Here is a 12,400-nt window from a genome sequence, read left to right as displayed (position 1 = left end):
AACGAAAGGTGGCCCGCGGCGTCGTAATACGGGGGAAAGACTAGTTCATCAGATCCACATCGCGGGATCGATGTAGGTGGCCGGATCGACCAGGGGCTCTTGCTTCTCCGGGGTGCGCTGGCGGACCTTGCCCGGGATTCCGGTGACGATCGAATCCTCCGGCACGTCCTTGACCACCACGGCGTTCGCGCCCACGGCCGAGTCCGAACCGACGACCAACGGACCAAGGATCTTGGCGCCGGCGCCGATGGTCACCCGATCACCAATGGTGGGGTGGCGCTTGACCGGCTCCAGCGAACGACCGCCCAAGGTTACGCCGTGATAAATCATGACGTCCTCACCGATCTCTGCGGTCTCACCAATGACCACTCCCATGCCGTGGTCGATGAAGAAACGACGCCCGATCGTGGCACCGGGGTGGATCTCCACACCCGTGGCCCATCGAGCGGCCTGGGACACCGTGCGAGCGAGCAGCTGTTTATTGGGATCCTGCCAGAGCTTGTGTGAGAGCCGGTGCGCCCAAATGGCGTGCAGTCCCGAGTAATTCAGCGCGATCTCCACATTGGAACGAGCCGCGGGATCGTGGCTGCGGGCAGTATCGAGATCTTCCTTGAGTCTGCGCCAAAAGCTCACGTGTCCGTACCTCTTCTGCTCCGCCCAAGTGAGGGCCCGATTGATCTCGTGTTGTAACTGACGCCGGGGCGTCCTTCGTGCCAACGCTGTAGAACCTTCATGCTATTCCCGCTCCGGCCCCGGGCACGAGTTTCCACAGGTCATGGCCGGCGCGCAACGAAAAACACACGCGCGGCAGCGACCTTGTGGTCCGCCCGCCGCACGTGTGTTCTCAACTAGTGCGAAGTGAGGTCGAATCAGCCGCGGATGTCTTCGTAGAGGATGGTGGAGATGTAGCGCTCACCGAAGTCGCACACGACCGCCACGATCAACTTGTCGCGGTTCTCTTCCTTTGCGGCTTCCTCAAGGGCAGCCCACACGATGGCTCCGGACGAGATGCCGCCCAGGATGCCTTCTCGGGAACCCAGATCGCGAGCGGTGGACACGGAGTCTTCCACGGTGACGTCGTAGACGTCGTCGTAGATGTCGCGGTCGAGGATGTCGGGAATGAAGTTTGCGCCGAGACCCTGGATCTTGTGGGGACCGGCCTTGCCCTCGGTCAGTAGCGGGGAATCGGCGGGCTCAACCGCTACCAGACGGATGTCAGGCTTCTGTTCGCGCAAGTATTTGCCTGCTCCGGAAATGGTCCCGCCGGTTCCGATGCCAGCCACGAACACGTCTACCTGGCCTGAGGAATCTTCCCAGATTTCCGGGCCGGTGGTGCCGTAGTGGACATCCACGTTCGCGGGGTTGGCGAATTGACGGGCCAGCACAGCGTTGTCCGAGGCATCGACAATCTCCTGGGCCTTATCCACAGCACCGCGCATACCTTCGGCACCCGGGGTCAGCACGATCTCCGCGCCGTAAGCGCGCAGCATGACACGACGCTCGGTGGACATGGTCTCGGGCATGGTCAGGATGACCTTGTAACCGCGGGCCGCGCCCACCATGGCCAGGGCGATACCGGTGTTACCGGAGGTGCCTTCCACCACGGTGCCGCCGGGCTTGAGTTCACCGGAGGCCTCGGCGGCGTCGATGATGGCCTTACCGATACGGTCCTTGACCGAGTTGGCGGGGTTGTAGAACTCGAGCTTGACGGCAACGTTGCCGGGAAGGTCCTTGTCCAGCTGGTTCAAGCGGACCAGGGGAGTGCCGCCGACGATCTCGGTGACGTTCTCATAAATCTTGCCCATGGATGATCTCTCCTGTCGTGGATTCGTGCTGGGTGGTGTATCAGCACAGAACTACTTTTCAGCCTAGTACCGGTGCCCGGTGGCACTCAGTGAGTTAGCCATACAGCGTAATCTTTGCGGACTTTCGCGAGCTTGGGGTTGATGATCACCTGGCAGTAGCCGTTGAATGGCTGGTTGCCGTAGAAGTCCTGGTGGAAGTCCTCTGCCTCCCACAGTTTCTGCGGCTCCTCGATGGTCGTGACGATCGGGTCCTCGAACAACGGTTGTGCCTTGTTGATGGCTTGCTCGAAGAGTGTGCGCTGCTGTTCATCCGCGGGGAACATGGCGGAACGGTACTGGGTGCCCACGTCGTAGCCCTGCCTGTTCAACGTGGTGGGATCGTGTCCGGTGAAGAAGAGGTCCAGGATCACGTTCGCGGGAACCACCATGGGGTCGAAAGTGACCACCACGGCTTCAGCGTGGCCGGTGGTGCCGGAGCACACGGACTCGTAATCGGGATTGTCGGTGTGGCCGCCGGTGTACACGCTGCGGACATCCAGTACGCCGCGGACACGGCGGTAAACCGCGTCCAAGCACCAGAAGCAACCGCCGGCGAGCACAAAGGTTTCGGTTGAGGAAGAACTCATATTCCGTATAACGCGCAAACCGCCGCACAATTCCCGGCCGTTGAGTTGCGCTCGCTCCTAGGATGGTTCCATGACGTCTGAGGCTCAATCGCAGTACCGTTCGATCCCCACGCTTGCTCAGGTGGTGGCCGCCGCGGACTCACTGTGGGCGTTCCGGCTCCAAGAGGCTTGGGACGCTTCGGGTCTGGTGACGGGCCGCCCCGACCAACCCGTGAAGCGCATCCATTTCGCGGTGGATCCGGTGGCCGCGGTGGTCGATGAGGCCATCACCGCGGAAGCGGATCTACTGATCACCCACCACCCGCTGCTCATTCGCGGAGTCACCTCCGTTGCGGCCGACGGCTTCAAGGGCAAGGTCATCCACGATCTGATCGAGAACCACTGCGCGCTCCTCGCGTGCCACACCAACGCGGACTCCGCCCGCCGGGGAGTTTCGGACGCGTTGATCGCTGCCGGGGGAGTGAACGCGGACGACGCCGCCCCGCTGGTCCCGGACGCCACGGACCCGAGCGTGGGGCTGGGCCGGGTGGGCACGTTGGCAGAGAGTGTGACCCTGGCGGAGCTGGCCGAGCGTCTGGCGGCGAATATCCCGGGCACTGCGCAGGGACTGCGCATCGCCGGTGACCCCGATCGGAAGGTCAACACCATTGCGGTGTGCGGAGGCTCGGGCGACTCACTGTTCGAACAAGTGCGAGACGCGGGAGCGGATGTGTACATCACCGCGGACCTGCGTCATCATCCCGCTTCCGAGGCCCGCGAACACGCCCTGGGGTCCGGGGCGACCGGAACGCCCGCGCTCATCGACGCCGCGCATTCCGCGAGCGAGGCCCTGTGGCTTCCCTGGGGTGCCGAAGACCTGGAACGGGCGCTCGCCGCTCAAGGGTTCGAGGTCGAGATTCACGTGAGCGGACTGCGCACCGACCCGTGGGATTTCCGTGTCGCTTCACCAGAGTCCGATTCAGCGTCGCATCACACTTCAGGAGAGACCTCATGACAGAGCAACACCAAGCACTGACCGCCCTCCTAGACGTGCAAGCGGTGGATTCCGAACTGCACGGGATCATGGCCAAGGCCAAGTCGCAGCAAGAATCCGAGCACGTGAAAGCGTTGCTGGGCCGTCGGACCCAGGCCATTGAAGCGGCCAAGCAGTTGGATGCGCAAGGCAAGGAGGCCGCGAGCGCCGTCGACACCGCGGAAGCCAAGGTGCGAGACATCCAGGCCAAAATCGATCGGGACACCGAGCGGCTCAATCAGGGTGGCTCGGCCAAGGATCTGATGGGCATCCAGCACGAGATCGACACGCTCACCAAGCAACGCGGTGACGCGGAGGACACCCAGTACCAGGCGATGGAACACGCGGAAGCCGTCGCCGCGGATCGCGAGCAGAAGCTTCCGCTGCTGCGGGCCGCTGATGCGCAGGCCAAGGAGGCCGTGACGCAGCGTGACCAGGAACTCGCGGCGTTGAAGGAGCGTCACCAGGAACTCACGGCCCAGCGCCCCGGTCTGGTCAGTGCGGTGGGCGATGAGGCCTTGGTCAAGCGCTACGACTCGCTGCGCAATGCTCGCGGGGGTGGTCGAATCGCCGTGGCTCGATTCGACCGGGACACCTGCGGGGCGTGTGGCACGCACATGAGCCCCGGGGACGCTCAGACCATCGCGAACACTCCCGCGGCAAGCATTCCCACGTGCATCGAATGCTCCGCAATGCTGGTTCGGTGAGCCTGTTCAATCCGGTGTGAATTAGGTGACCGGCCCGGCGCGATAGAATCGACGCTGGACAGGCGGGCCGGGTGACCGCGCGGCGCTCCGTTGGGAGCGTCTCGAGGAAAGTCCGGGCTCCGTAGAGCTGGATGGTGGGTAACGCCCACTCGGGGAAACCCGCAGGACAGTGCCACAGAAAATAGACCGCCCGCCTCGAGCGGGTCAGGGTGAAAAGGTGGTGTAAGAGACCACCAGCGTGCCGGGTGACCGGTGCGGCTTGGTAAACCCCATCCGGAGCAAGGTCATGCAGGGTGCGTTGGAGGGCTGCTCGTCCGAGTGCCCGGGTAGGCTGCTTGAGCCGTGCGGCAACGTACGGCCTAGATGGATGGTCACCACCGCGGTTCGGGTAACCGGCCGCGACACAGAACCCGGCTCATAGGCCCGCCTGTCCCTCCACTAGACTTCTGGGGTGCTGATTTTGCTGCCCCCGTCCGAGTCCAAGACCGCTCCCGTCAGCGGTGACCCCGTATCTTTCGACACGCTGAGCTTCCCCGGTCTCACCCAGGACCGCGAGCATTTGGCGGCCACACTGGCTCGTGTGAGCGGGCAGAAGAACGCGCGTTCGGTACTGGGGATCGGGGAGTCCTTGGCCGCCGACGTCGCTCGCAACCGTGAGCTTCTCACCGCACCCTCCGGACCGGCGCTGTCCGTGTACACCGGGGTTCTCTACGACGCGCTCGACGCTGATTCACTGGCCGGGCCCGCCCGTGAGGTTGCGGAACGATCACTCGTAGTGATTTCTGCGCTGTGGGGAGCAGTGCAACCCACCGACTACATTCCTGCGTATCGACTGTCGATGGGCACTGATCTACCCCGGCACGGGAAGCTCAACACGTGGTGGAAGCCTCGTCTCACGCCTGTGCTGGATGAGGCCGCTGCGGAGCATCTGGTCGTTGACTGCAGATCAGCTGCCTACGCCGCCGCGTGGAAAGCCCCGGCCGAGAGAACCATTGCCGTGCGCGTGGAACAGCTCAATGCCGCTGGCAAACGCTCGGTGGTTTCGCACAATGCCAAGCACACGCGGGGTCTGGTGGCCCGGTGCTTATGTGAGTTCGAGGCTGAACACGGTGCGTTCGAGACGGTTCACGCCGTTCGGGATGCGCTCAGCACGCGCTGGACGGTCGAATTGGTAGAACCCACCGCGCGGAAAGCCGGCACTCTCACCGTGGTACTGGATCCGCCCACCGCGTGAGCGCTACGGCCTCCTGCAGCTCGAACCCCTTCGACCCGGGGCCAGCGGCAGGGTGGCCCACCTGCCCGACGTGTAGGAACTCAGTGTCCGAACGGGTCTTCGTCCTCGCCGGGCATCCACGTGGAGTCAGTGGACCAGGCTTCGTTCTTAATGGCTTTCTTGGCTTTCTTGCCCCACTTGGTGTTGAGGCGGTCCACATAGAGCTTGCCGTCCAAGTGGTCGTATTCGTGCTGCATCACTCGAGCGAACCAGCCATTGGCCTCGAACGCAACCGGATCGCCGTTCTCGTCCTGGCCGGCAATTCGGACCCAGTCGGCACGCTTGAGCGGCCATGACTGGCCGGGTACGGAGAGGCATCCTTCGGCTTCTTCATCCGGATCGGGAGCAACCTCGGAGATCTTGCCGGGGGTCAGCACCGGATTGACCAGAACGCCTCGCGGTGCCACGCCGTCCTCGTTCTCGAACACGTAGGTGAAAATCCGCAGACCCACCCCGATTTGCGGGGCGGCGAGGCCCACGCCATGAGCGGCGTCCATGGTCTCGTACATATCGGCGATCAACGCGCGCAGTTGGTCGTCGAATTCGGCGACCTTCGCCGCGGGACGATGCAGCACAGGGTTCCCGGTAATGACGATGGGGCGAATGGCCATGCTGAAGTTCCTCACGCGGTGCTGTTGGGCTGGTTGGTCCGCAGGCAAATATATCGCGTGGGGGGCCGCGTCGAAGGGACCCCATATGTGGGGCTAACATTAAGCCTGCTGAATATCTCCCCCTCAGGGGTGTGGTGCGATATTCGGCCACTAGTATGAACTGTCCGATGGGCCAAAATTATCTACTTCGAGGGGGCATGTCCGAGTGAGGGTTGCGTCAGCACCGCACGGTCACGTGTATATCCAGCACCTGGCGGACCCGGCCAACTCGGACGGCGTATCTCGGTTACCCGATCCCACTCCCGAACGTTCCGTTCCCGGCGCGCCCTGGTGGCCACTGGTCATGTTGGACGTGGACTGGATCAACGACCACGCCCAGGACTTCGACGTCTTCCATCTCCACTTCGGGTTCGACGCCGTGGCCCCGGCGGAACTCGAACGCATCGCGGCCGCGCTGCACGCCAACGGCAAACCCCTGGTGTACACGGTCCACGACCTGCGCAATCCGCACCAAACAGACCCCTCGATCCAGGACGCTGCCCTCGATGTGCTGATTCCCGCCGCGGACCAGCTCATCACCTTGACCCGGGGCGCGGCGGAAGAAATTCAACGCCGCTGGGATCGCCAATCCACGGTGGTCCCGCACCCGCACGTGGTTCCCCTTGACGTTTTAGACCGTCCGCGGGAGCAGCACGAGAACCTGACGGTCGGAATGCACCTCAAGAGCATGCGCACCAACATGAACCCGCTGCCGGTGCTGCGTGCCCTGCTGGACGAGATTCACGGCCGTCGGATCAATCTGCTCGTGGATGTTCACACTGATGTGGTCACCCCCGGGATGACCCACTACAGCCAGGAAGTCTCCGAGCTACTGGCCAGCGTTCAAGACCGGGCGGAAGTGCGCGTCCACGTTCATGACTTCTACACGAACGATGAACTGTGGGATTATATAGCGGGGCTGGACCTGTCTGTATTGGCCTACAGGTTCGGAACCCATTCCGGGTGGCTTGAGGCCTGCTATGACCTGGGCACTCGCGTCTTGGCTCCGTCGGTGGGCTACTACCACCAACAGCATCCAGGAGTCCTGAGCTTTGACTGGGATGACCAGGGGCAGCCCGTCGCAGGCCAGATTGCCGCGGTCCTGGACGAGGTCGACACACTGGGGCCCTGGCGTGCGACGGGTGAGGAACGCATCGAGCAGCGGCGGGACATTGCCGCCACCCACGCAGAAATCTATCGAGCAGCACTGGTGGGGAGGCCTTCATGAAAATTGCTTTGCTCGCCCATGATCGCTTCCCGATCGCGGCGCCCTTTGCCGGTGGGCTCGAATCATTCACGTGGTACTTGGCCAAGGGCTTGCGCGAACGCGGTATCGAAGTGGTGGTTTTCGCCGCGCCCGGCAGCGATCCGGCACTGGACGTTGAAGAACTGGCCGTGGAACCCGTTTCGCTCAGTGAACAGGCTCGCAACGATGTCTCTATGCCGCCGGAAGGCCTAGTGCGGGAGACGATTTCTTACCTGCAGGTGATGACCTCTTTGGCGCAGCGTGACGATATCGACGTGGTGCACAACAACTCGCTCCACTATCTCCCCATTGCCATGGCGCGATCGCTCAAGCAGCCCGTGGTCACTACCCTTCACACTCCCAACACACCGTGGATGGAACCGGCCCTGCGGCTGAGCCCGGGGGTGAAAACCGCTGCGGTTAGTTCATCGATCGCCCACATGTGGCGCGATGTCACCTCAGCGCGGGTGATCCCCAACGGTGTGGACCTGGACCGTTGGTCCTTGGGCCCCGGAGGAGATTCCCTGGTGTGGTCCGGTCGGATCGTTCCGGAGAAGGCACCCCACCTTGCCGCTCTCATCGCCCGAGAGGCGGGGTGGAAGCTGCGCATCGCCGGGCCGCTTTCCCATCAGGAGTACTTCGAGACCCAGTTGAAACCGCTGTTGTCGGATGACATCACCTACGCCGGCCACCTGGAACCGGACGAGTTGCACCATTTGGTGTCCCACAGCGCCGCCTGCCTGGTGACCCCGCAATGGGAGGAGCCGTACGGCTTGGTGGCTGCGGAGAGCATGGCGTGCGGAACTCCCGTACTGGCCATTGCCCGCGGTGGTCTGGCAGAAGTCGTGCGGGCCCCCGGTGGGGTTTCCGTCCTCCCCGAGGCCACCGACGAGTTGACGGTCGCGGCAGCGGTACATGCGTTGGACAGCGTCGTAGCCATGGACCGCGTCACGGTGCGTGACCACGCGCGGTCCTGCTGTTCACTGGACGCCACCATTGACCAGTACGTGGACCTGTATCGCGAGCTGGTCGCCCCATGATTGGGTACTACATCCACCATCAAGGACTCGGCCACCGGACTCGAGCTCTGGGTATCACGAGAGAGTTGAATGTCCCAGTGATCGGGTTCAGCTCGTTGGAGGCCCCCGCGGGCTGGCCGGGCCAGTGGTGCCACCTGCCTTTGGACGTGCCGCAACATCCCGTGGACCCAACAGCCAACGGAGTATTGCACTGGGCACCCCTTGATCACCCCGGTTACCGCGAGCGCATGCGCATGATGGCCGAGTATTTGGGGTCGCAGCTCTCGGTGATGATCACGGACACTTCTGCCGAGGTGACACTGTTGTCCCGCCTGTTCGGTGTTCGCACGGTGGTCATGGCCATGCGCGGTAATCGCACGGACCGTACGCACCGGGATGCTTATGATTCCGCCTCGCTGATCGTGACACCGTGGACTGCGGAGTCCGCCGAGCCGTACTGGCCGCGCGCGTGGACGGACAAAACGGTCTATGCGGGGGCCATTTCCCGTTTTGATCACCTCGCCGCCTCACCCGCCTCGATCGCCGCCGACGCCGCGGGAGCAAGTTCCTCGCGTAAGGTCCTGGTCTTGTGGGGAGGCGGGGGCACCGAGGTCACCGAGCACGACATCCACAGAGCCCGGCTGGCCACCCCCGCATGGGAGTGGACCGTTCGGAGCCCCCGTAACCCTTCCCCCGATCTGTGGGCCGAGCTCCAGGCCGCGGACGTGGTGGTCACACACGCGGGAAACAACGCGGTGGCCGAACTGTCCGCCGCTGCACGTCCCGCTGTGGTCATTGCCCAGGCGCGACCGTTCGACGAACAACACGCGACAGCTCGCGCGCTCCGTAACGCAGGCGTGTGCACAGCACTCGAGAATTGGCCGGAACCGAGTGACTGGCCCGCTCTTCTGGATACCGCATTGGCACAGGGGAGCTCAGGGTGGTCCCGCTGGCGCTACGGGGACGGCGCTCGCCGTGCGGCGCAGGCCATCGAGCAACTGAATAACGGAGCATTAACATGCGAACCGCGCTGATCACGATCGTCAGTGGACGCCATGAACACCTGCGCCGGCAGCTGGAGTGGGTCTCCCGGCTGGACCCCCAGCCCCACGCGCACGTGGTGGTGAGCATGGGTGACGCTCAGATCACAGACCTGGTGGCGGCCCACGGCACCCAACGCGGCGTCGTCGTCGTGATGGATCCCGCCGACGAACTGCCCTTGGCGTCCGCGCGCAACCTGGGTGTTGCCACGGCGAGCGATCTGGGTGCGGACGCCGTGGTGCTACTGGACGTGGACTGCCTTCCCGACAGTGAGCTGATCGGCGATTACGATCGCGCACTGGCTCGTCTTGGCTCCGAGACGGCCGTGATCAGCGGCCGGGTCAAGTACCTGCCCGACGGCATGACCGACGCCGACTACACATCGGCTCGCGTGGCTGAATGGGGGCGAGATCACCCGGCGCGGGTCATTCCCGAGGGCATCGAACTGGAGAAAGCGGATCCTCGCATGCTGTGGTCGCTCAATATCGCGGCCACCGTGGAGAGTTGGAATCGGATCGGGGGATTCGACGAGACGTACGTGGGGTACGGGGGAGAAGACACCGATTTCGGACAGCGGCTCGCCGCGGCGGGAGGGAGCATGCGGTGGACCGGGTTGGCCTGCGCCTACCACCAGTACCACCCGACCGTGACACCCCCGGTTCAGCACGCTGTGTCCATTGCCCGTAACGCCAATCTCTTCCGTGCGAAGTGGGGTTTCGACCCGATGGAAGGGTGGCTGAACCAAATGCTCGAGTCAGGCCATCTCCGGCGTGAAGCCGACCAGTGGCGCGCCACCGAGCGAGCGCGATAGCACTCCGGGGCCAACTGCTACTAAAGTCATGGGTGTGAATGATCAGCAAGCTCCCATTACGCTCGCCCTTGTAAATGACTACCCGGTGGTCATCGAGGGTCTTGCACGGATGCTCGCGAATCATGAACGGCTCACCGTTAACGATCTGTCCTCGGGAGAGCCGCCCAACCGCGAAGTGGACCTGGTGCTGTACGACGCGTTCGCGGCAAAAGACCGTGGCAAGTACGACGTGATTCGTTTGCTCGAGGACACCCAGAACCGAAAACTGGTCATTTACACCTGGAACGTGGCCGAAGATCAGGTGCAGAAGGCCCTCGATCTTGGTATCCACGGTTTCCTGTCGAAAGAGCTCACGGCAGATCAGCTGACGGACGCCCTGGTCCGGATTCACGAGGGCGAGCGCTTGGTATTGCCCGAACCCGTGAGCGAAGAGAGCAACATGGCGGACTGGCCCGGGCGACACGCCGGATTGTCGCCGCGCGAATCAGAGGTCGTAGCGCTCATCACCCAGGGCGCGACCAACGACGAAATCGCCCGCACCTGCTATCTGAGTATTAATTCCGTCAAGTCATATATCCGTTCCGCCTACCGCAAAATGGGCGTGGAGCGGCGTGCTCAAGCCGTCCTGTGGGGCGTGCAGAACGGGATGGAACCCAAGGTTTCACGGTCCTGACTTCACCCTTCGGGTGGTGGCGGCACTCAGTTTGACGGGGCAGAATAGTCATATGACTGATCAATTTGCCGCAGACAAAGCCGCCCGCGAACTCGCCGGGAAAGAAGGCGGATTCCCCACCCAGGAACAGGCCCCTCCCGGCCTGACCACTGACATGAATCCGGTGCCGGACCACGGTGAAGAGAGCTGGATCGGGCGCGGCCGCCTCGAGGGTATGAAGGCCCTGATCACCGGTGGTGACTCCGGTATCGGTCGTGCGGTCGCCATTGCTTACGCCCGCGAAGGCGCCGATGTGGCCATCAACTACCTGGCCGAGGAAGAGTCTGACGCTCAGGACACCAAGCAGTGGATCGAGAAGGCCGGTCGAAAGGCCGTCCTGCTGCCCGCCGACTTGCGCGACGAGCAGACCGCACGCGGAGTTGTCGACGAAGCCGCCGCCCAGCTGGGCGGCCTGGACGTTGTGGTCAATAACGCCGGTTTCCAGTGGGCCCGCCGCGAGGGTGGACTTCAGGGGCTGAAGACCGAGGAAATGGACCGCGTGTTCAAGACCAACCTGTACGCACTGTTCTGGGTTTCCCAGCAGGCACTGAAGTACCTGGGCGACGGTTCCAGCATCATCAACGTCAGCTCCATCCAGGCGTACGACCCGTCCGAGAACTTGATTGACTACGCCTCGACCAAGGCCGCGATCAACAACTTCACGGTCAACTTGGCCAACGAGATCGGTGAGAAGGGCATTCGCGTCAACGCTGTTGCCCCCGGCCCCATCTGGACCCCGTTGCAGCCCGCGACCAAGGCCGGCGAATCCATGCCTGCTTTCGGCGGCGACACTGCGCTGGGCCGCGCCGGACAGCCCTCCGAATTGGCGGGTGCCTTCGTGTTCCTGGCCAGCCCGGCAGAGGCCTCCTACGTTTCCGGCACCGTCATCGGTGTCACCGGAGGTAAGCCGGTCTTCTAACCGCGGGCCCTTCCGATCCGTCGTTCACCCCGCGGACACTTTCACGCTCTACCGTGCGATCACGGCCGTCCCTCGAAGGCGGCCGTGATCGCATTTTCATGAACGGGAGTAACGCGACCGATGACCGACACAGGTGCCATGCAACGACGACTTGGACTGGGCGACGCAGTCGCCATCGGTCTGGGATCCATGATCGGCGCCGGAGTGTTTGCGGCGTTCGCCCCGGCGGCTGCGGCAGCGGGTTCGGGTTTACTCATCGGTCTGGCAATCGCCGCGGTCGTGGCCTATTGCAATGCCACCTCGTCCGCGCAGCTCGCCGCGCAGTACCCAACCTCCGGCGGCACCTACGTGTACGGACGCGAGCAACTCGGTCCGTGGTCCGGATTCATGGCCGGGTGGTGTTTCGTGATCGGTAAGACCGCCAGCTGCGCGGCCATGGCCCTCACCTTCGCCGCATATGCGGCCCCTGCCGGATGGGAGCGGCCTGTGGCCGCGCTCGCGGTGGCCGCCTTAGCCTCGATCCACCGACTCAGGTTAGGGCCGGCGGCCGATATCCCGGATCGGCACTGAGCCGTTTTT

At 63.6% G+C, this 12,400-nt stretch carries 13 protein-coding genes, 1 other RNA gene and 1 pseudogene; 11 read left to right on the top strand and 4 right to left on the bottom strand.

Annotated features, from left to right (window positions below; all coding sequences use genetic code 11):
• Positions 1-48: 48 nt before the first annotated feature.
• The 3 genes from epsC to msrA form a co-directional block, all read right to left on the bottom strand.
• A complete protein-coding gene (gene epsC, locus ABD283_RS00075; protein ID WP_344223034.1) occupies positions 49-633 on the bottom strand; it encodes a serine O-acetyltransferase EpsC in 585 nt (194 codons plus the stop codon).
• 236 nt (positions 634-869) lie between these two features.
• Complete coding sequence (gene cysK / locus ABD283_RS00070; protein ID WP_344223033.1) at positions 870-1,805, bottom strand: cysteine synthase A; 936 nt, start codon at positions 1,803-1,805, stop codon at positions 870-872.
• Between the two features lie 86 nt (positions 1,806-1,891).
• Complete coding sequence (gene msrA / locus ABD283_RS00065) at positions 1,892-2,431, bottom strand: peptide-methionine (S)-S-oxide reductase MsrA (protein ID WP_344223032.1); 540 nt, start codon at positions 2,429-2,431, stop codon at positions 1,892-1,894.
• Between the two features lie 70 nt (positions 2,432-2,501).
• Here msrA and ABD283_RS00060 point away from each other — a divergent pair, with 70 nt between their 5' ends.
• The 4 genes from ABD283_RS00060 to ABD283_RS00045 all read left to right on the top strand — a co-directional run bounded on the left by ABD283_RS00060 (position 2,502) and on the right by ABD283_RS00045 (position 5,384).
• Positions 2,502-3,425, top strand: coding sequence for a Nif3-like dinuclear metal center hexameric protein (locus ABD283_RS00060; RefSeq protein WP_344223031.1), 924 nt, complete (start codon positions 2,502-2,504; stop codon positions 3,423-3,425).
• Positions 3,422-4,150 (top strand): zinc ribbon domain-containing protein, encoded by a 729-nt coding sequence (locus tag ABD283_RS00055; protein WP_344223030.1) that lies wholly within the window; start codon positions 3,422-3,424, stop codon positions 4,148-4,150. Before ABD283_RS00060 ends, ABD283_RS00055 begins: the two co-directional genes overlap by 4 nt.
• A gap of 59 nt (positions 4,151-4,209) precedes the next feature.
• Positions 4,210-4,584, top strand: an RNA gene (gene rnpB, locus ABD283_RS00050) — RNase P RNA component class A.
• Positions 4,585-4,601: 17 nt separating this feature from the next.
• On the top strand, positions 4,602-5,384 hold the full coding sequence (locus ABD283_RS00045; protein WP_344223029.1) for a YaaA family protein: 783 nt from the start codon (positions 4,602-4,604) through the stop codon (positions 5,382-5,384).
• Between the two features lie 80 nt (positions 5,385-5,464).
• Here the strand turns inward: ABD283_RS00045 and def are convergent, their stop codons facing one another.
• Positions 5,465-6,034, bottom strand: a complete 570-nt coding sequence (gene def / locus ABD283_RS00040; RefSeq protein WP_344223028.1) for a peptide deformylase — start codon at positions 6,032-6,034, stop codon at positions 5,465-5,467.
• 205 nt (positions 6,035-6,239) lie between these two features.
• On the opposite strand from def, the gene ABD283_RS00035 reads away from it, so the two are divergent.
• The 7 genes and pseudogenes from ABD283_RS00035 to ABD283_RS00005 all read left to right on the top strand — a co-directional run.
• Complete coding sequence (locus tag ABD283_RS00035; protein WP_344223027.1) at positions 6,240-7,301, top strand: glycosyltransferase; 1,062 nt, start codon at positions 6,240-6,242, stop codon at positions 7,299-7,301.
• A complete protein-coding gene (locus ABD283_RS00030) occupies positions 7,298-8,359 on the top strand; it encodes a glycosyltransferase family 4 protein (protein WP_344223026.1) in 1,062 nt (353 codons plus the stop codon). The genes ABD283_RS00035 and ABD283_RS00030 overlap by 4 nt, the downstream gene beginning before the upstream one ends.
• Before the next feature lie 77 nt (positions 8,360-8,436).
• On the top strand, positions 8,437-9,372 hold the full coding sequence (locus ABD283_RS00025) for a glycosyltransferase (protein ID WP_344223025.1): 936 nt from the start codon (positions 8,437-8,439) through the stop codon (positions 9,370-9,372).
• Complete coding sequence (locus tag ABD283_RS00020; protein ID WP_344223024.1) at positions 9,357-10,190, top strand: glycosyltransferase family 2 protein; 834 nt, start codon at positions 9,357-9,359, stop codon at positions 10,188-10,190. Before ABD283_RS00025 ends, ABD283_RS00020 begins: the two co-directional genes overlap by 16 nt.
• Positions 10,191-10,224: 34 nt before the next feature.
• On the top strand, positions 10,225-10,863 hold the full coding sequence (locus ABD283_RS00015) for a helix-turn-helix transcriptional regulator (protein WP_344223023.1): 639 nt from the start codon (positions 10,225-10,227) through the stop codon (positions 10,861-10,863).
• Between the two features lie 52 nt (positions 10,864-10,915).
• Entirely contained in the window at positions 10,916-11,821 is a 906-nt protein-coding gene (locus tag ABD283_RS00010; protein WP_344223022.1) for an SDR family oxidoreductase, read from the top strand.
• Between the two features lie 120 nt (positions 11,822-11,941).
• Positions 11,942-12,346, top strand: a pseudogene (locus ABD283_RS00005) (amino acid permease); the annotation flags it as partial.
• Positions 12,347-12,400: the final 54 nt, after the last annotated feature.

The organism is Kocuria atrinae (assembly GCF_039531425.1).
Taxonomy (GTDB): Bacteria; Actinomycetota; Actinomycetes; order Actinomycetales; family Micrococcaceae; genus Kocuria; species Kocuria atrinae.
This window is presented reverse-complemented; position numbering and strand designations above follow the sequence as displayed.

Bases quoted from the DNA above. Each gene is read 5' to 3' on its own strand.
- msrA (WP_344223032.1), bottom strand. From the start codon at position 2,431: ATGAGTTCTTCCTCAACCGAAACCTTTGTGCTCGCCGGCGGTTGCTTC.
- ABD283_RS00020 (WP_344223024.1), top strand. From the start codon at position 9,357: ATGCGAACCGCGCTGATCACGATCGTCAGTGGACGCCATGAACACCTG.
- ABD283_RS00030 (WP_344223026.1), top strand. From the start codon at position 7,298: ATGAAAATTGCTTTGCTCGCCCATGATCGCTTCCCGATCGCGGCGCCC.
- ABD283_RS00060 (WP_344223031.1), top strand. From the start codon at position 2,502: ATGACGTCTGAGGCTCAATCGCAGTACCGTTCGATCCCCACGCTTGCT.
- ABD283_RS00010 (WP_344223022.1), top strand. From the start codon at position 10,916: ATGACTGATCAATTTGCCGCAGACAAAGCCGCCCGCGAACTCGCCGGG.
- cysK (WP_344223033.1), bottom strand. From the start codon at position 1,805: ATGGGCAAGATTTATGAGAACGTCACCGAGATCGTCGGCGGCACTCCC.
- def (WP_344223028.1), bottom strand. From the start codon at position 6,034: ATGGCCATTCGCCCCATCGTCATTACCGGGAACCCTGTGCTGCATCGT.
- ABD283_RS00055 (WP_344223030.1), top strand. From the start codon at position 3,422: ATGACAGAGCAACACCAAGCACTGACCGCCCTCCTAGACGTGCAAGCG.